Here is an 18,104-nt window from a genome sequence, read left to right as displayed (position 1 = left end):
ACGCATGGCTGACAGGTCCCCGCTGGTGGTGGTCGGCGACGCCCTGCTGGACCGCGACCTGACCGGCTCCGCCGACCGGCTCGCCCCCGACGCGCCCGTACCGGTCGTGTCCGGGTGCGCCGAACGCGTACGGCCCGGCGGCGCCGCGCTCGCCGCCTACCTCGCCGCCCGGGACGGCCGCGAGGTCACGCTGGTCGCGGGCGTCGGCGACGACCCGGCGAGCCGGGTCCTGCGCGAACTGCTCGACCCGTGGCTGACGTTGATCGCGCTGCCGCTGACCGGCACGCTGCCCGAGAAGACCCGCGTCCTCGCCCAGGACCGGCCCGTCGTCCGCCTCGACCGCGGCGGCGGCCGGGCCCGTGAGGCCACCGGCGAGGCCCGCGCCGCGCTGCGCTCCGCGCGGGCCGTGCTGGTCTCCGACTACGGCCGCGGCGCGGCGGACGCCCTGCGGGACGTCCTGGCCGCCCGCCCGCCCCTGGTCTGGGACCCGCACCCGCGCGGGGGCACCCCGGTGCCCGGCACCCGGCTGGTGACGCCCGCCGAGAAGGAGGCGCACGGCTTCGCGCCCCGGGACGGCGACGCCGGCGGCGGTCTGCGCGCGGCCGCGCACCACGCCGCCGCGCTGGTACGCGACTGGCGGGTGGCCGCGGTGACGGTGACCCTCGGGGCGCGCGGCGCCCTGCTGTCGTACGGGGAGCACCCGCTGCTCGTCCCCGCGCCCGCCGCCCATCCCGGCGACTCGTGCGGGGCGGGCGACCGGTTCGCCGCGACCGCCGCCGGACTGCTCGCCGACGGCACGCTGGTGGGGGAGGCCGTCGAGGGCGCGGTGAGCGCCGCGACGGCGTTCGTCGCCGCGGGCGGCGCGGGCGCCCTGCCGCCCGCCGGGTCCGGTCCCGTGCCGGACCCGCGGCCCGACACCGACGATCCGCTCGCCCTGGCCGCCCGCGTGCGCGCCCAGCACGGCACCGTCGTCGCCGCGGGCGGCTGCTTCGACCTGCTGCACGCCGGACACGTCGGCCTCCTCCAGGCCGCGCGGCGGCTCGGCGACTGTCTGGTGGTGTGCGTCAACTCCGACGCCTCGGTGCGCCGCCGCAAAGGAGCCGGCCGCCCCGTCAACCCCCTCGCCGACCGCGTCCGCGTGCTGCGCGCCCTCGCCTGCGTCGACGCGGTCGCCGTCTTCGACGAGGACACCCCCGAACGCCTCCTGGGCGACCTGCGTCCCGACGTGTGGGTCAAGGGCGGCGACTACGCGGGCGCCGACCTCCCGGAGGCCGCGCTGCTCCAGGAGTGGGGCGGCCAGGCGGTCCTGCTGCCGTACCTCGACGGCCGCTCCTCGACGGCCCTGATGGCCCGCGCGGCGGAGGGCGTCCGATGACGCACGGCACCCCGCCCCGGACCCGGCCGCCGGCCCCGCCCTTTGCCGGGGGCCCGGTGACGGGCGACCCCGTGCACCCGCCCCGGCCGGACGCCGCGCGCGCCGGCGCCGCGCCCGGGACCGGCGCGGAACGGGGCGGGCTGCGCGCGGCCGTGCGGTCCGCGGGCGGGGAGCGGACGGACGGCCGCGCGGTCGAGGCCCCCGGCGACGGGGCACCGGCCCGGGACGCGGGCCGCCGCGGCCCATCGGTGCCGGGCGGCTCGCCGGCCGCGGGGCCGGTGAGCGGTGAGGCGCCCGTGCCCTCCGCCGGGGGCCCGGTGACGGGCGACCCCGTCCATCCTCCGCACGCCGGCCTCGTGCCCCCGCCGCCCGGCCGCCCCGCGTCGCACCGGACGTCCGGTGCGACGCGGGACCGGCAGGCCGGTGCCCGGCCCCGGGTGCTCGTGCTGCGGGCCCTCGGGCTCGGTGACCTCCTCGCCGGTGTCCCCGCGCTGCGCGCCCTGCGCCGGGCGTACCCCGGGCACGAGCTGGTGCTGGCCACCCCCGCCGAACTGGCGCCCGTCGCCGCGGCGACCGGTGCCGTCGACCGGGTGCTGCCCGCCGCCGAACCCGGCCGGGCCGTGCCGCGCGGCCTCGGCTGGACCGGCCCGCCCCCCGACGTCGCCGTCGACCTGCACGGCAACGGGCCGCCCAGCCACCGCCTGCTGGCGGGACTGCGCCCGCTCAGGCTGATGGCGTTCGCCCACCCCGGGACCCCGGAGGTCGACGGCCCGCCCTGGTACGCGGACGAGCACGAACGCGACCGCTGGTGCCGGCTCCTGACGTACTACGGCATCGACGCCGATCCCGCCGACCTGCTCCTGCCCCGCCCGGAGACCCCCTCCCCGGCGCCCGGCGCGATCGTCGTGCACCCCGGCGCGGGCGCCCCCTCCCGGTGCTGGCCCGTCGAGCGGTACGCCGCCGTCGCCGAGGCCCTGCGCGCCCGCGGCCGGCGGGTCGTGGTCACCGGGGGAGCGGACGAGGGCGACCTCGTGGCCCGTCTCGCCAAGCTCGCCGCCCTGCCCGACGCGGACGTGTTCGGCGGCGGCCTGCCCCACGACCGGCTCTCCGCCCTGGTGGCCGGCGCCCGCGCCGTGGTCAGCGGCGACACCGGCATCGCCCACCTCGCCGTCGCCCACGCCGTACCCTCCGTCACCCTCTTCGGCCCCGTCCCGCCCAGCCGCTGGGGCCCGCCGGACCACCCCCGCCACCGCGCCCTGTGGCACCCCGGGCCGGACGGCGACCCCCACGGCCACGAGACCGACCCCGCGCTGCTGCGGATCGGCACCGACGACGTCCTCGAGGCGCTCGGCGCCCTGGACGCCCTCTGCGAGGCACCATGAACCACCACACCCCCCACGCCCCCGGCGCCGCGGCGGCCACCCGCGAACGGCCGCACACCGACCCCACGGGACACGCCCCCGTCGGCATCGTCATCGCCACCCGCAACCGCTCCGCGAGCCTCGCCGTCACCCTGCGCCACCTGCTCGCCCTGCCCGAGCGGCCCGAGATCCTCGTCGCCGACAACGCCTCCACCGACGACACCCGCGCGATGCTCGCCCGCGACTTCCCCCGGGTACGCGTCCTCGCGCTGCCCTTCAACCGCGGCGCCCTCGCCCGCACCCACGGCGTCCGCGCGCTCGACACGCCGTACGTGGCGTTCAGCGACGACGACTCCTGGTGGGCGCCCGGCGCCCTCGCCACGGCGGCCCGCCTGTTCGACGAGCACCCGCGGCTCGGCCTGCTCTCCGCCCGCACCCTCGTCGGCCCCGACGACGACCCCGACCCGCTCGACGACGTGCTCGCCGACTCCCCCCTCGGCCGCGCCGCCGACCTGCCCGGCACCCAGGTGCTCGGCTTCCTCGGCTGCGCCGCCGTCGCCCGCCGCGAGGCCTACCTCGACGCCGGCGGCTACCACCCCCTGCTGTTCTTCGGAGCCGAGGAGACCCTCCTCGCCTACGACCTCGCCGCCCGCGGCTGGGGCGTCACGCACTGCCCCGAGGTCGTCGCCCACCACCACCCGGCCCCCGGCCCGCGCACCGGCCGCCCGGCCGTCGTGCGGCGCAACGAACTCCTCACCGCCTGGCTGCGCCGCCCCCTGCCGCACGCCCTCGCCCGCACCCGTGCCCTCGCCGTCGAGGCCCGCCGGGACCCGCACGCCCGCCGCGCCCTGCGCGAGACGCTCACCCGCCTGCCCTCCGCCCTGCACGCCCGCAGGCCCCTGCCCCCGCACGTGGAGCGGGCCGCCCGCCTCCTGGAGGGAGAGACCGCGTGACGGACCCCCGCACGACCGTCGTCGTCATCACCCACAACCGGTGCCCCGAACTCCTGCACACCCTGGACCGCCTCGCCCGGCTGCCCGAGAAACCCCCGGTGATCGTCACCGACAACGGCTCCACCGACGGCACGGCCGACGCCGTCGCCCGGCACCACCCGGACGTACGGCTGCTGCGCCCCGGCCGCAACCTCGGCGCCGTCGGCCGCAACCTGGCGGTCCGTCAGATCACCACGCCCTACGTGGCGTTCTGCGACGACGACTCCTGGTGGGCGCCGGGCTCGCTGTCCGGCGCCGCCGACCTGCTCGACCGGTACCCGGCGGTCGGCTCGGTCACCGCCCGCATCGTCGTCGAACCGGACGGCACCGAGGACCCGATCGTCGCGGAACTGCGCGACTCGCCCGTGCCCCGACCGGACTGGCTGCCGGGGCCGGCGCTCGGCTCGTTCCTGGCCGCCGCGACCGTCCTGCGCACCGACGCCTTCCGCGCCGCGGGCGGCTTCCACCCCCGGCTGTGGCTGGGCGGCGAGGAGGAGCTCCTCGCCGCCGACCTGGCCGCCGACGGCTGGTGGCTGACGTACGACGACGACCTGACGATCCATCACCGCCCGTCGGAGGTACGCGACTCGACGCTGCGCCGGGCGCACGGCATCCGCAACACCCTGTGGTTCACCTGGCTGCGCCGCCCGGCCGGATACGCCCTGCGCCGCACCCTGCGTCTGGCCCGCACCGTCCCGCGCGACACCGCGTCCCTGCGGGCCTTCGCCGAGGCGGCGGCCGCCCTGCCGTGGGTCCTGCGCGAGCGCCGGGTGCTGCCCGCGGAGGTGGAGGCGCGCCTGCGCGCCCTGGAGCCGGCCCAGCGCGCGTCGACGGCGCGCAGCTACACGGGCTGAACAGCCGCACGCGTCCGACCCCACGCGGAGGGGACGCGGGGTCGGACGCGTGTGCGGACCGTTACGGCGGTGCGGACTCAGTCGGAGCCGCCCGGGCGCTCGCCCTCGGGGCCACGGCCGTGTTCCGTCCGCGGACCGCGACCGCGCATGCCGTCGCCTTCCTGGAGCTCCTCGTCGGCAGCCCGGTCGGCGTCCTGGTCGGAGATCCCGGACCGCTCGGCCTCCCTGCGGAGCCTGGACCGCAGGGTGTCGTACCTCTTGCTTCCGGGTTCGGGCACGACGATCACCTCCCTGTGGCGACCGGCCCCCGGGCCGCAGACGCCGGGCGGTCAGCCCCGCGACCACCGGCACAGCAGCCGGAACACCGCGAACAGCGTCCCCGGCCACACCGCGGCGAAGGCCCAGATCACGCCGGGGTCGGAGGTGACGACGCCGGTCACCATGAGGGTGACGGACAGGACGAGCAGCAGGAGGACGGTCAGGGCGCGCGGGCGGTAGGCCGCCACGCGGGTGAGGTCGGGACGGCGGCTGAGCCGGAAGGTGCGCATCCGCCGGTCGAGCCGGCGGTCGCGGCGCAACGCCCGTTCCACCTCGTCGAGTATGCGCTGTTCGTGATCGGGGAGCCGGCCGATGGTCACGATGTCTCCTCCAGGGTGCGGACCGACGACCACCGGGTGCCCGCCCGCGCGCGGAGTCAACCGACCGGCCGTAGCCCCAGTGCCGCCACGAGGCCGTCGGCACCGTCCGGCCGCGCGTCCGCCCGGAACGCGGCGCCGGCCCGCCGCGCGGCCTCCCGCCCGTCGGCCAGGCACCACCGCCACCAGCGTTCCAGCACCCCCGTCTCCAGCCGCTCGGCGGCCACCAGCGCGGGCCAGCCGCAGGCGCGGGCCTGCGCCGTCACCTTCGCGCCGCCCGCGACCGGGTCCACCGCCAGCACCGGCGTCCCGGCCCGCAGCGCCAGCACCAGCCCGTGCAGCCGGTCGGTGACGACCAGGTCCAGCCGGGCGAGGACGGCCTCCAGCTGGGCCGGGGTGCCGCACAGCCGCCAGTCGTGCGCGTCCAGCCGGGTCTCCAGCTCCAGGCGCGCACAGTCCTTGCCGGCCAGCCAGCGCGTCACCCCTTCGGCGACCCGGTCGTGCCGCCGCCGGGCCCCGTACTCGTGCTGCCCGTGCGTGAGCACCACGCCGACGACGGGCCGGGCGGGCAGGGCGGGGGCGCGGGCCGCGAGGTCCGGGGTCGGTCCGGTGCCGGCGGCGTCCCGGGCCAGGACGCGGTCGAAGCCGGTGACGGCCGGGGAGGCGGGATCCACGACGGAGACGCCGACCGCGATCCGCACGCAGTGCGCGAACCGCCGGTGCAGCTCCTCGACCTGCCACCCGTGCGCCGGCCCGCACACGAACACCAGATGCGAGTACGCCGCCGGGTCCACGTCCGCGACGTGCAACCCGTCCGCCCGGAAGCCCGGGCTCCACACGACGTCGTGGGCGAGTCCCGCGCCCCGCAGCACCTCCTCGACCCGGTGCAGCGCCAGGACGTCCCCGGCGGTCGCCTCCCCGTCCAGGAAACTGAACCACCCGGTCACCAGCACCCGGTCCCGCGCGGCGCGTCCGTCGCCTCCGACGCGACCGTCCCGCCCGTCCCGACCGTCCCGTCCGTCGTGTTCGTGTAGTCCGTGCACAGTGGCCCCGGGTGCCCGCCCGGCCGCGGGGCAACCACCGTGTCCCCCGTTCGCCTACTCCTCCTCCGAGGCGACGTTCATGTCGGCGTCGATCACGCCCTCGGCGTGGAACAGGTCGGAGGTCAGCCGCACGGCGTCCCCGGTCCCCTCCAGCCGCAGCAGCACCCGTGCGGCCGGATCCGTACGGCCCGGCAGCCGGTCGGCGGCCACCCGCAGGATGCGGAACCCGCGCCGCGTGCACGTCTCCATCAACTGCGGCAGCAGCGCCCTGCCGGTCAGGTACGTCAGCCGGAGCTCCACCGTGGTGGCCGTCTCCTTGGCGAGCCGCGAGGTCAGGGCCGGGTAGCCGCGCACGACCACGAAGTGCAGCGCGGTGGTCGCCAGGGCCAGGATCGGCAGCCCCCCGCCGCAGGCCATGCCGACCGCGCAGGTCAGCCAGATGGTCGCGGCGGTCGTCAGCCCCCGCACCGCATCCCGCCGTACGAAGATCAGACCGCCGCCGATGAAGCCGATCCCGGAGACGATCTGGGACGCCACCCGGGACGGGTCGAGGGAGACGCCGTCCATGCCCAGCACGCCGGTGAAACCGTGCTGGGAGACCTCCATCATCAGCGCGCTGGCCACGCCGACCAGGGTGTGGGTGCGCAGCCCGGCGCTCTTCTGCTGGGCCTCGCGCTCGAAGCCGATCAGGCTGGACAGCAGCAGGGCGAGTCCCAGCTCGGCCAACTGGCGCAGCCCCTGCCCGTTGCCCACGTCCCACAGCGACACCGCCAGCTCACGCATCCGCGGCCTCCCTCGCGATCCCGTCGTTGCCACACCGGGCCGGCCCTCTTCGCGATCATCCCGTACGACCGCTCCGCCGGCCCCCCGAGGACCCGGCGACCCGCCGCCCGCCCCCGGGACGCCCGGTGCGGGCCCGCCATCGAGGACAGAAGCTGACCGCGATCGGCACTACCGTGCACGGCATGACGTCCAAGGCATCCACGACGGCCCCCGTGCTCGGCACCCGCGCGCTCAACCGCGCCACGCTCGCCCGCCAGTCGCTGCTGCGCCGCGCGCCGATGCCGGCCGAGGACGCGGTCGCGCACCTCGTCGGGCTCCAGGCCCAGAACGTGAGGCCCCCGTACTACGCGCTCGCCGCCCGCCTCGACGGCTTCCGCCCCGAGGACCTGTCCGCCCCGATGGCCGACCGCCGGGTCGCCCGCATCGTCACCCTGCGCTCCACCATCCACACCCACACCGCCGACGACTGCCTGACCCTGCGTCCGCTGGTGCAGGCCGCCCGGGACCGCGAGCTGAGGACCTTCCGCAAGGGGCTCGTGGGCGTCGACCTGGACCGGCTCGCCGACGTCGCCCGCGAGCTGGTGGAGGCCGAGCCGCGCACCATGGGACAGCTGCGCGAGGCGCTGCTCGCCGAGTGGCCCGACGCCGACCCGCAGGCCCTGTCCGTCGCCGCGCGCTGCCGGCTCCCGCTCGTGCAGGTGACCCCGCGCGGACTGTGGGGCCGCAGCGGCCAGGTCGTGCTCACCACCGCCGAGCACTGGTTCGGACGGCCCGCGCAGCCGGCGCCGGCACCGGACGACGCCGTGCTGCGCTACCTCGCCGCCTTCGGCCCGGCGTCCGTGAAGGACATGCAGACCTGGGCCGGACTGACCCGGCTGCGGGACGCCTTCGAACGGCTCCGCCCCCGGCTCGTCACCTTCCGGGCCCCGGACGGCACCGAGCTGTTCGACCTGCCCGACGCGCCGCGCCCCGCCCCGGACACCCCGGCCCCGCCGCGCTTCCTGCCCGAGTTCGACAACCTGCTCCTGTCCCACGCCGACCGCACCCGCCTGGTCCCGCCGGAGCACAAGGGCCGTACCTGGCGGGGGAACCTGGCGTACCGCGTCCTCCTCGTCGACGGCTTCGTGGCCGGACTGTGGAAGCTCGGGGACGGCGCCCTCGTCGTCGAGGCGTTCGACCGGCTCACCGCGGCGCAGCGGGACGAGGTCGTGGCCGAGGGGGAGCGGATGCTGACGACGATGCACCCGGGGGAGGCGTACGACGTCCGGTTCGGGACCGTGCGCGACTGACCGGCGGCGCCGGGCGCCGGCACGGAGAGGGGGCGTCGCGGGAGCGGGCGGGGAAGACCAGCGCCGGCCCGTTTCCGACGGCCTCGTACCACAGCCTGTATCCGTCATCGGCGGCGACGATCGGCAGGCCGGCCCCTCCCATCGGCACGACGGCGAGCAGGCTGGCGCCCGGTCACCCTGCGCCCCGGCCACCATGGCAGCGTGCGCCGGCCCGTTCTCAGAGGGTGGTGCGCGAGTCGGCGGCCCATATCCTCGGTACCGCCGTACTCGCCACCGGAGGTATCCGATGACCAGCTCAGCCACACCGGACCAGCCCGTCCCGCAGGCCGACACGGCAGCGAACCCGACGGAACGCCTGGTCGAACAGCTCGGTAGCCGGGCCTCGGTGACAGCCGTCTTCGGCGAACCCGTCACCAGCGGCGGAACCACCGTCATCCCGGTCGCCGAGACCGGCTTCGGATTCGCCGGCGGCACGGGCCCCGAAGCCGGAGGCGCCCACACCGGCGGAGGAGGTGGCGGAGTCGGCGCCCGCCCCCGCGGCTACATCGAGATCAAAGACGGCACCGCCACCTACAAGCCCCTCCGAGCCCCCTGGGTGGATGTCGCCGTACCGCTCGCCGCCCTCCTGGCGGGAACCGTCGTCCCTCTGCTCCTTCGTCGCCTCGCCAAGCGCTGTCCTCGCTGAACGACCGCGACGACGAACCGGACGGCGCCCGCGAGGCGGGTGCGTGGAACAGGGGCGGCCCTCCTGCTGCTCCACGCGGTGGTGCCTGCGCCACTTCGCCCGCCGGCTTGCCCTCCTGGCCCTCGAGATGTCTTGACGGACCCAGCTAACGGCATTAGCTTGTGGCTAACGGTGTTAGCCAATCGGATCCGGGGGATGCCATGACCGAGTACCTTGCCGTCGACGGCGGCACGATCGCGTACGAGGTGGCGGGGACCGGACCTCTCGTCGTCCTCGCCCACGGCATGGGTGACAGCCGCGCCGCCTACCGCGCCGTGATCCCCGTCCTGGTGGCGGCGGGCCACCGGGTCGCCGCCGTCGACCTGCGCGGCTGCGGCGAGTCCAGCGTCGGCTGGCCGGCCTGGAGCCGCACCGACATCGCCGGCGACCTGCTCGCCGTCATCCGGCACCTGGGCGGTCCGGCCGTCGTCGTCGGACACTCGGTCTCCGGCGGCGCCGCCACCATCGCCGCCGCACGGGAACCCTCGCTGATCACCGCGGTCGTCGAGCTGGCACCGTTCACCCGCAAGCAGTCCGTCCGCCTCGGCGACCTGCGGGTGAAGCGCTTCAGGCGGGGCATGACGCGGCTGCTCGGCGCGGGCGCGTTCGGCAGCGCGCGGCTGTGGCGCTCCTACCTCGACGTCGCCTATCCCGGCGTCAGGCCGGCCGACTGGGCCGAGCGGCTCGACCGCATCGACTCCCTGCTGCGCGAGCCCGGCCGGATGAAGGCCATGCAGGGCATGGGCCGCAGCGCCCCGGCCGACGCCGGCGCACAGCTCGCGGCCGTCCGCTGCCCGGTCCTGGTCGTGATGGGCACGCTCGATCCCGACTGGGCCGACCCGCGCGCCGAGGGCGCGGCGATCGTCGACGCCCTGCCGCCCGGCCTCGGCCGCCTCGAGATGATCGAGGGCGCCGGACACTACCCCCACGACCAGTTCCCCGACCGCGTGGCGGAACTCGTCCTCGCCTTCCTCCGGGAGGACGCCGCCCGCGCGTAGGAGCTGTCTCCCGGCATCCTGCCGCGACGGGGTCCGGACCGTCGGCCCGTCCGGCGACAACCGGCGGACCGTCGCGAAAGATCGCGATTAACCCCCGCATCATTCCCGGGACGCATTTCGTTCTCCTTTCGGCCGGCGGAGCGCGTCCCGGATTGTTTCGGCGCGCCCCCCGCGCATTTCGTCATTCACCATTCGTTCTCCGTTCATCGGCCACGACACAACTCTGGTGGAATACCCCCGGTCTAATCGGTCGTACAAAGCGCGCAGGGAGTGACGTCCCCACAAGAGGCGCTGTACGCAACGAATTTCCTGGGGGCCCGCCGAGAATGGATCGCTCAACCCTGCGCGGCAGGCCGCGGCAGGCCGCCGCACTGCTCGCCGCGGCCATCACCGTCACCGCGTTCTGCGCGGCCGACGCCGTCGCCCGCAGCTATCCCTTCGGCCCGCGCACCCGCGCGGTCAACGACCTGGGCAACCAGTACGTGCCGTTCCACGCCCACTTGTGGGACCTGCTGCACGGCCGGTCCGACGGCGGGCTGCTCGTCAACTGGCAGTCCGGGTTCGGCTCCAGCTTCCTGCCCGACCTCGGGACGTATCTGAGCAGCCCGTTCGCCCTGCTGGTGGCTCTGTTCCCGAGGGACGAGATCGACCTCGCCGTCTATGCGGTCACCGTCCTGAAGACGGCGTGCGCCGGTGCCGCCATGGCCTGGCTGCTGCTCGGGCTGCGCCCCGGCCGCTGGTGGGCGGCGGGACTGCTGGGCGCCGCCTACGCGCTGTGCGGCTGGTCGCTCGCCGAGGCCTCGTACAACCCGATGTGGCTCGACGGCCTCATCGCCCTGCCGCTGCTGTGCCTGGTCGGCGAATGGGCGCTCACCGGGCGGCGCCGGACGCTCGGCGTGCTGATCGTGGCACTCGCCTGGATCGCCAACTTCTACACCGCGTACATGGCCACCATCGGTGCCGGTCTCGTCCTGCTGCTCCGGCTGTGGCTCTCCGGTCTCCCGCGCCGCCGGGCGTCGGCGGCGGCCGGCCGGGCCGCGGTCACCGTCGCCCTGGGCGTCGGCCTGGCCGCACCGCTGGTCACGGTCGTCTACTTCGGCACCCGGCACGCCTATCCGGGCCGGGTCACGCACTTCTCGCCGGTCGCCACGCAGGACCTGCTGGCCCGGCTGCTGCCGACGACGTACGGATTCAGCAGCCCGGCGCTCTTCGTCGGCACCACCGCGCTGCTGCTGGCCCTCGCCCTGCCCTTCCACCGGGCGGCCCCCGTACGGGTGCGCGCCGGGTGGAGCCTGCTGGTGGCAGCCGTCACGCTGTCGGTGCAGTGGACGCCGACCCATCTGGCCTGGCACGCCTTCGCCACTCCCAACGGCAGCCCCTACCGTCAGACGTTCGTGCTGTGCGCGCTGCTGGTGATCGCGGCCTGGCACACGCTGTCCTACGGCGTGCCCGGCCGGCGCGCGCTGGCCGCGGCCGGCGCGCTGCTCGCCCTCGTCGCCGCCGTCGCGGGCCGGAGCGGCCTGGTGCACTCCTACGCCTGGCCGGTACTGCTCCTGGCCGTCGCCGGAGCGGTCGGGGGGCTGCTCCTGCTGCGCCGCGCGGAAGCCGTCCGGTCCGCCGCGCCCACAGGCCCCGGCGCCGAGAGCGGCCCCGCCGCGGGGGAGGGCCCCGCCGCCGGGCCGAGCGGGGACGGACCCGCCGCCGGGGCGGGCGCCGCAGCCGACGGTGCGGCCGCGCGCCGCCGCACCGCGCTCGCCGGGCTCGCCGTCACCCTCCTGGTCGGCGCCCAGCTCGGCGAGGCCACCGCCACCGCCGCCGTGGCCACCCGGCTGCGGTTGAACCACATGGACGACTACGCGCCCTGGGGGAGCCGGCAGGAGCGTCAGGCGGAGGCCATCGCCGGGGCCGACGGCTGGCCCGCCCACCGCACCGACCCCGGCCGTGAGCAGACCGTGGGCAACGACCCCATGATGGTGGGCGGCCAGGGCTCCCAGTACTACAGCAGCCTCACCGCGGACGTCCTCAGCCGCACCCTCACCGCCCTCGGCGACGGCTGGACCTCGCGCGGCCGGAACGTACAGAGCCTGGACAACGCCGTCACCGACGCGATCTTCTCCGTGGGCGCCCGGGTGCACTCCCCGCCGGACCAGCACCAGAGGTGGAACCCCCGCGACCGCGGCCCGGTGACCGTGTCCCGGCAGGACGTACCGCCGCTGGTCACCGTCCGGCCGTCCGCCGCGCCCACCGCCCGCACCGGCGTCTCCTCCTTCGGGCCGTCGCCCTACCGCAACCAGGAACTGCTGCTGGGCACCCGCGTCTACACCGTGCCCACGCTGACCGTGCGCACCGGCGACGGCGGGCAGCCCGACCGGGCGGCCGGCGACCGGGCGGGCGCGGTGATCGAGGCCCCCCGCGCGAAGGCCGCCGCCGCGCACCGGCCGACGATCACGGCCCCGTGCCCGGCCGGCAGCGAGGTCTACCTCTGGGCACCGCACTTCTCGGGCACCGCCCGCCTCACCGGCACCCCGGCCCACCCGCCGACCGGCCGGTTCACCTCCGACGCCGCCAAGATCGCCGCGATGCAGCGGCTCGGCACGGCCCCGCCCTCCGGCCGGGTGCGGATCGAGCTGTCGCCCACCCGGACCGGCACCGTCCCGGACGGCGCGGTCGGCTGCCTGGACACCGCGCGCCTGCACACCGCCGTCCAGCGGCTCAAGGCCACGGGCGCCGTCGAGGTGACCGTCTCCGACGGCACCGTCCGGGCCCGGCTCCCGGCCGGCAGCAAGGGCACCGCCGTGCTCGCCGCCCCCCGGATCGCCGGCTGGCGGTGCGCCGCGGGCGGGGCCCCGGCGACGCCCGCCCGGACGTACTACGGGCTGATCGCCGTCCCCCTGGACGGCTCCGCGACCAGCGTCACCTGCACCTTCCATCCGCCCGGCCTCCGGCTGGGCGCGGCCGTCGGGGGCGTCTCGCTCCTGACCCTCGTCCTGCTCCGCGTCGTCACCGCCGTCCGCGGACGGCGGGCCGCACACCGCCCGGCGCTCCGCACCGCCGCACGCCCGCGCGAGCGCACCACCAGCGTCCTCTGACCGCGTCCCCCGATCGCGCCCCGGAGAAAAACCATGCTCATCTCGATCGTCGCCCCCTGCTACAACGAGGAAGACGTCATCGAACGCTTCCACGCCGCCGTGCAGAAGGTCGCCGACGACCTGCTGCCGCTCGGCCACGACATGGAGTTCGTCTACGTCGACGACGGCAGCCGCGACCGGACGCTCACCCTCCTGGAACAGCTCGCCGACCGCGACCCGCGCGTCCGCTACGTCTCCTTCAGCCGCAACTTCGGCAAGGAGGCCGCCCTCCTCGCCGGTCTGCGCCACGCCTCCGGCGACTCGGTGGTGGTCATGGACGCCGACCTCCAGCACCCGCCGGAGCTGATCGGACGCATGGTCGAACTGCGCGGCCAGGGCTACGACCAGGTCCTCGCCCGGCGCAGCCGGCGCGGCGACCGGTTCGCCCGCACCCTCACCGCCCGCCTGTACTACCGGCTCGTCAACCGGCTCGTCGACGTCGAACTCGTCGACGGGGTGGGCGACTTCCGGCTGCTGTCGCGTCGCGTGGTGGACGCGGTGCTGGCCCTGACCGAGTACAACCGCTTCTCCAAGGGCCTGTTCGCGTGGGTCGGGTTCCCCAGCACCACCTTCGAGTACGAGAACGCCGTACGCGAGCACGGCCGCAGCTCCTGGACCCTGAAGTCCCTGCTCAACTACGGGCTCGACGGCCTGCTGTCGTTCAACAACAGGCCGCTGCGCGCCGCCCTCCACCTCGGCATGACCCTGCTGACGTGTGCCGGGCTCTACACGGCGTGGATCGTGGGCGCAGCCCTCGTCAACGGCGTGGAGACGCCCGGGTACGTCACCATCGTCACCGCCGTCACCGCGCTCGCGGGGGTGCAGATGGTGATGCTGGGCGTCATCGGGGAGTACACCGGCCGGATCTACTACGAGGTCAAGGGACGCCCGCACTTCCTGGTGAAGGCGACCAACGTGGAACGGACGAAAGACCTCATCCCCTGATGCTTACCGCCATGTCCCGTCCGATGCCGAGACAGATCGCGACCTTCACCGTGGTCGGCGTCGTCAACACCGGCACGTACTACGGCCTTTACCTGTTGTTCCTCATGTACGTGCCCTATCTTCTCGCGCACGTTCTCGCATTCCTGCTCAGCATGGCCGGGTCCTTCTTCCTGAACGCGCGTTTCACCTACCGGACCCGGCCCACCTGGCGGAAATTCCTGCTGTTCCCGCTGACGAACGCCGCGAATTTCGTGATCACCACGGCCGGTGTGTACGTGATCGTCGACGTGCTGCAGGCCGGGAGCCGGTTCGCCCCCCTGCTCGCCTCCGCGGCGGCGATCCCGGTGACCTTCGTGGTCTCCCGCCGGATCATGCTGCGGTGACCGAGGGCGCCGGCGTCCGCCTCCACCCCGCCGGGTCCACCGGTACCGCGTCCTCCCGCCCGCCACCGGCCTGACGTTGTCGGCCCGGGACGGTCCAGCGCGCCGCGGATCTCCACCGTCCCGGCCACGTCCCTCCTCGCGGCCGGTTCCGTCGCTTCCTTCCGTTCGGGGTGGTGAGATGTGCATCACGGACTGGACGATGGCAGCGAGCCGCCCGGCAATGGTCCGTACCGAGGAGGACAGATGACGACGGCGACCGAGCTGTTCCGCAGCGCACGCGACTTCCTGCTGGAACACCGTGAGGACTACGCCACCGCCTACGAGGGCTTCACCTGGCCCCGCCCCGAGCACTTCAACTGGGCCCTGGACTGGTTCGACGTCATCGCCGAGGGCAACGAGCGCACGGCGCTGCACATCGTGGAGGAGGACGGCTCCGAGGTCCGCGTCTCCTTCGCGCAGATGTCCGCCCGCTCCGACCGCGTCGCCAACTGGCTGCGTGAGCGCGGTGTCCGCGCCGGGGACCGCGTCCTCGTCATGCTCGGCAACCAGGTCGAGCTGTGGGAGACCGCCCTGGCGGCGATGAAGCTGCGCGCCGTGGTCATCCCGGCCACCACCCTGCTGGGCCCCGCCGACCTGCGCGACCGCGTGGACCGGGGCCGGGTGCGGCACGTCGTCGCGCGGGCCGAGGACACCGGCAAGTTCGACGACGTGCCCGGCGACTACACGCGCGTCGCGGTCGGCGGCACCGGCCGGTCCGGCTGGCAGCGGTACGAGGACTCCTCCGCGGCCCCCGCCGGTTTCACCCCGGACGGTCCCACCGCCGCCGACGACCCGCTGATGCTGTACTTCACCTCCGGCACGACCGCCCGCCCCAAGCTGGTCGAGCACACCCACGTGTCGTACCCCGTCGGACACCTGGCGACCATGTACTGGATCGGACTGAAGCCCGGCGACGTGCACCTGAACATCTCCTCGCCCGGCTGGGCCAAGCACGCCTGGTCGAACCTGTTCGCGCCGTGGAACGCCGAGGCGACCGTCTTCCTGCACAACTACACCCGCTTCGACGCGGCCCGGCTGATGCGGGAGATGGACCGGGCCCGGGTGACGACGTTCTGCGCCCCGCCGACCGTGTGGCGCATGCTCGTCCAGGCCGACCTCACCCGGCTCGCCACCCCGCCGCGCGAGGCCGTCGCCGCCGGTGAGCCGCTGAACCCGGAGGTCATCGAGCAGGTCCGCCGGGCCTGGGGCGTGACCGTCCGGGACGGCTTCGGCCAGACCGAGACCGCCGTGCAGGTGTCCAACAGCCCCGGCCAGGTGCTGAAGACCGGCTCCATGGGCCGCCCCAGCCCCGGCTACCGCGTCGTGCTCCTCGACCCCGTCACCGGCGCCCCCGGCGCCGACGAGGGCGAGATCGCCCTCGACCTGTCCGAGCGCCCCGTCGGCCTGATGACCGGCTACCACGGCGACCCCGAGCGCACCGCCGAGGCCATGGCCGGCGGCTACTACCGCACCGGCGACATCGGCGCCCGGGACGCGGACGGCTACCTGACGTACGTCGGGCGCGCGGACGACGTGTTCAAGGCGTCCGACTACAAGATCTCCCCCTTCGAGCTGGAGAGCGCCCTGCTGGAGCACGAGGCGGTCGCCGAGGCGGCCGTCGTCCCGGCACCGGACGAGCTGCGCCTGGCCGTCCCCAAGGCGTACGTCGTCCTGGCGGCGGGCTGGGAGCCGGGCCCGGACACCGCGAAGGTCCTCTTCGAGCACTCCCGCGAGGTCCTCGCCCCCTACAAGCGCATCCGCCGCCTGGAGTTCGGCGAGCTGCCCAAGACCGTGTCCGGCAAGATCCGCCGCATCGAGCTGCGCGAGGCCACCGCGGCCGGCTCGCGGGACGAGTACCGTGAGGAGGACTTCCGGTGACCGCGCTCTCCTACGCCCACGGCACGAGCGGCACGGCCCTGCTCGGCGACACCGTCGGTGTCAACCTGGACCGCGCCGTGGCCGCCTGGCCGGACCGTGAGGCGCTGGTCGACGTGCCGTCCGGGCGGCGCTGGACGTACGCCGAGTTCGGCGCCCAAGTCGAGCGGTTGGCGTCCGCGCTCTCCGCCTCCGGGATCACCAAGGGCGACCGGGTGGGCATCTGGGCCGTCAACTGCCCCGAGTGGGTGTTCGTCCAGTACGCGACCGCCCGCATCGGCGCGGTCATGGTCAACCTCAACCCGGCCTACCGCACCCACGAGGCCGAGTACGTCCTGAAGCGGTCCGGCGTCCGGCTGCTCGTCGCCTCCCTGAGCCACAAGAGCAGCGACTACCGGGCGATGGCCGAGGAAGTGCGGGGCAGGTGCCCCGAGCTGCGGGAGGTCGTGCACATCGGCGACCCGAGCTGGGAGGCGCTGCTCGACCGGGCGGGCCCCGCTCCCCGCCACGAGGAGCTGTCCTGCGACGACCCGATCAACATCCAGTACACGTCGGGCACGACGGGCTTTCCCAAGGGCGCGACCCTCTCCCACCACAACATCCTCAACAACGGCTATTTCGTGGGGGAGCTGATCGCCTACAGCGAGCAGGACCGGGTCTGTCTGCCCGTGCCCTTCTATCACTGCTTCGGCATGGTCATGGGCAACCTGGCGGCGACCTCGCACGGCGCCTGCATCGTCATCCCGGCACCGTCCTTCGATCCGGCGGCGACCCTGCGCGCGGTCCAGCGGGAGCGCTGCACCTCGCTGTACGGCGTCCCGACCATGTTCATCGCGGAGCTGAACCTCCCCGACTTCGCCGACTACGACCTGTCCTCCCTGCGCACCGGCATCATGGCGGGCTCGCCCTGCCCGGTGGAGGTGATGAAGCGGGTGGTCGCCGAGATGCACATGGAGCAGGTCTCCATCTGCTACGGCATGACCGAGACCTCCCCCGTCTCCCTCCAGACCCGCATGGACGACGACCTCGAACACCGCACCGGCACCGTCGGCCGGGTCCTGCCGCACATCGAGGTCAAGGTCGTCGACCCGGCGACCGGCGTCACCCTGCCCCGGGGCGGCGCCGGTGAACTGTGCACCCGCGGTTACAGCGTGATGCTGGGCTACTGGGACGAGCCCGAGAAGACCGCCGAGGTCATCGACACCGGCCGCTGGATGCACACCGGCGACCTCGCGGTGATGCGCGACGACGGGTACGTCGAGATCGTCGGCCGTATCAAGGACATGATCATCCGGGGCGGGGAGAACGTCTCCCCGCGCGAGATCGAGGAGTTCCTCCACACCCACCCGAAGATCGCGGACGTCCAGGTCGTCGGCGTGCCGCACGAGCGCTACGGCGAGGAGGTCCTCGCCTGCGTGATCCCGCGCGATGCGGCCGACCCGCTCACCCTGGAGGAACTGCGGGCGTACTGCGACGGTCGGTTGGCCCACTACAAGGTGCCCAGCCGCCTCCAGCTCCTGGACTCCTTCCCGATGACCGTCTCCGGGAAGGTGCGCAAGGTCGAACTGCGGGAGACCTACGCTCCCTAGTGTCCTGCGCCAGTAGTTGATCGTTAGAAATTGCATGACTTCTGCTGCTGGTGCGTCAGTGCCCCGTCGTGGCCCGAAGCTCGAACCGTTG

The 18,104-nt window shown here is 75.0% G+C and carries 16 protein-coding genes; 12 read left to right on the top strand and 4 right to left on the bottom strand.

The window, feature by feature from the left end:
- The first annotated feature begins 4 nt into the window (after positions 1-4).
- From rfaE2 to ACIRFH_RS22405, 4 genes are all read left to right on the top strand, one after another.
- A complete protein-coding gene (gene rfaE2 / locus ACIRFH_RS22420) occupies positions 5-1,375 on the top strand; it encodes a D-glycero-beta-D-manno-heptose 1-phosphate adenylyltransferase (RefSeq protein ID WP_403523497.1) in 1,371 nt (456 codons plus the stop codon).
- Between the two features lie 437 nt (positions 1,376-1,812).
- Positions 1,813-2,757, top strand: coding sequence for a glycosyltransferase family 9 protein (locus ACIRFH_RS22415; RefSeq protein WP_403523804.1), 945 nt, complete (start codon positions 1,813-1,815; stop codon positions 2,755-2,757).
- Complete coding sequence (locus ACIRFH_RS22410) at positions 2,754-3,689, top strand: glycosyltransferase family 2 protein (protein WP_403523494.1); 936 nt, start codon at positions 2,754-2,756, stop codon at positions 3,687-3,689. The genes ACIRFH_RS22415 and ACIRFH_RS22410 overlap by 4 nt, the downstream gene beginning before the upstream one ends.
- A complete protein-coding gene (locus ACIRFH_RS22405; protein ID WP_403523492.1) occupies positions 3,686-4,582 on the top strand; it encodes a glycosyltransferase family 2 protein in 897 nt (298 codons plus the stop codon). The genes ACIRFH_RS22410 and ACIRFH_RS22405 overlap by 4 nt, the downstream gene beginning before the upstream one ends.
- 77 nt (positions 4,583-4,659) lie before the next feature.
- Here ACIRFH_RS22405 and ACIRFH_RS22400 read toward each other — a convergent pair whose 3' ends face one another.
- The 4 genes from ACIRFH_RS22400 to ACIRFH_RS22385 all read right to left on the bottom strand — a co-directional run bounded on the left by ACIRFH_RS22400 (position 4,660) and on the right by ACIRFH_RS22385 (position 7,043).
- Complete coding sequence (locus ACIRFH_RS22400) at positions 4,660-4,860, bottom strand: hypothetical protein (RefSeq protein WP_403523490.1); 201 nt, start codon at positions 4,858-4,860, stop codon at positions 4,660-4,662.
- Positions 4,861-4,911: 51 nt separating this feature from the next.
- Positions 4,912-5,220 carry a DUF3040 domain-containing protein gene (locus tag ACIRFH_RS22395; protein ID WP_403523487.1) on the bottom strand — a complete coding sequence of 103 codons (309 nt, stop codon included), beginning with the start codon at positions 5,218-5,220 and terminating at the stop codon, positions 4,912-4,914.
- Positions 5,221-5,276: 56 nt separating this feature from the next.
- Complete coding sequence (locus ACIRFH_RS22390; RefSeq protein WP_403523484.1) at positions 5,277-6,164, bottom strand: polysaccharide pyruvyl transferase family protein; 888 nt, start codon at positions 6,162-6,164, stop codon at positions 5,277-5,279.
- A 150-nt stretch (positions 6,165-6,314) separates the two neighbouring features.
- A complete protein-coding gene (locus tag ACIRFH_RS22385) occupies positions 6,315-7,043 on the bottom strand; it encodes an MgtC/SapB family protein (RefSeq protein WP_403523481.1) in 729 nt (242 codons plus the stop codon).
- A 182-nt stretch (positions 7,044-7,225) separates the two neighbouring features.
- On the opposite strand from ACIRFH_RS22385, the gene ACIRFH_RS22380 reads away from it, so the two are divergent.
- From ACIRFH_RS22380 to ACIRFH_RS22345, 8 genes are all read left to right on the top strand, one after another.
- Entirely contained in the window at positions 7,226-8,332 is a 1,107-nt protein-coding gene (locus ACIRFH_RS22380; RefSeq protein ID WP_403523479.1) for a winged helix DNA-binding domain-containing protein, read from the top strand.
- A gap of 286 nt (positions 8,333-8,618) precedes the next feature.
- Positions 8,619-9,017 carry a spore germination protein GerW family protein gene (locus ACIRFH_RS22375; protein ID WP_403523476.1) on the top strand — a complete coding sequence of 133 codons (399 nt, stop codon included), beginning with the start codon at positions 8,619-8,621 and terminating at the stop codon, positions 9,015-9,017.
- A 200-nt stretch (positions 9,018-9,217) separates the two neighbouring features.
- Positions 9,218-10,054 carry an alpha/beta fold hydrolase gene (locus ACIRFH_RS22370; protein WP_403523474.1) on the top strand — a complete coding sequence of 279 codons (837 nt, stop codon included), beginning with the start codon at positions 9,218-9,220 and terminating at the stop codon, positions 10,052-10,054.
- 326 nt (positions 10,055-10,380) lie between these two features.
- A complete protein-coding gene (locus ACIRFH_RS22365; protein ID WP_403523471.1) occupies positions 10,381-13,143 on the top strand; it encodes a YfhO family protein in 2,763 nt (920 codons plus the stop codon).
- Positions 13,144-13,176: 33 nt separating this feature from the next.
- Positions 13,177-14,127, top strand: coding sequence for a glycosyltransferase family 2 protein (locus ACIRFH_RS22360; protein WP_403523468.1), 951 nt, complete (start codon positions 13,177-13,179; stop codon positions 14,125-14,127).
- Positions 14,127-14,510 (top strand): GtrA family protein, encoded by a 384-nt coding sequence (locus ACIRFH_RS22355; protein WP_403523465.1) that lies wholly within the window; start codon positions 14,127-14,129, stop codon positions 14,508-14,510. The genes ACIRFH_RS22360 and ACIRFH_RS22355 overlap by 1 nt, the downstream gene beginning before the upstream one ends.
- Positions 14,511-14,753: 243 nt before the next feature.
- Positions 14,754-16,427 (top strand): AMP-binding protein, encoded by a 1,674-nt coding sequence (locus ACIRFH_RS22350; RefSeq protein WP_403523463.1) that lies wholly within the window; start codon positions 14,754-14,756, stop codon positions 16,425-16,427.
- Positions 16,424-18,013 carry an AMP-binding protein gene (locus ACIRFH_RS22345; protein WP_403523460.1) on the top strand — a complete coding sequence of 530 codons (1,590 nt, stop codon included), beginning with the start codon at positions 16,424-16,426 and terminating at the stop codon, positions 18,011-18,013. Before ACIRFH_RS22350 ends, ACIRFH_RS22345 begins: the two co-directional genes overlap by 4 nt.
- Positions 18,014-18,104: the final 91 nt, after the last annotated feature.

It is taken from the genome of Streptomyces sp. NPDC093586 (assembly GCF_044764905.1).
Taxonomy (GTDB): Bacteria; Actinomycetota; Actinomycetes; order Streptomycetales; family Streptomycetaceae; genus Streptomyces.
This window is presented reverse-complemented; position numbering and strand designations above follow the sequence as displayed.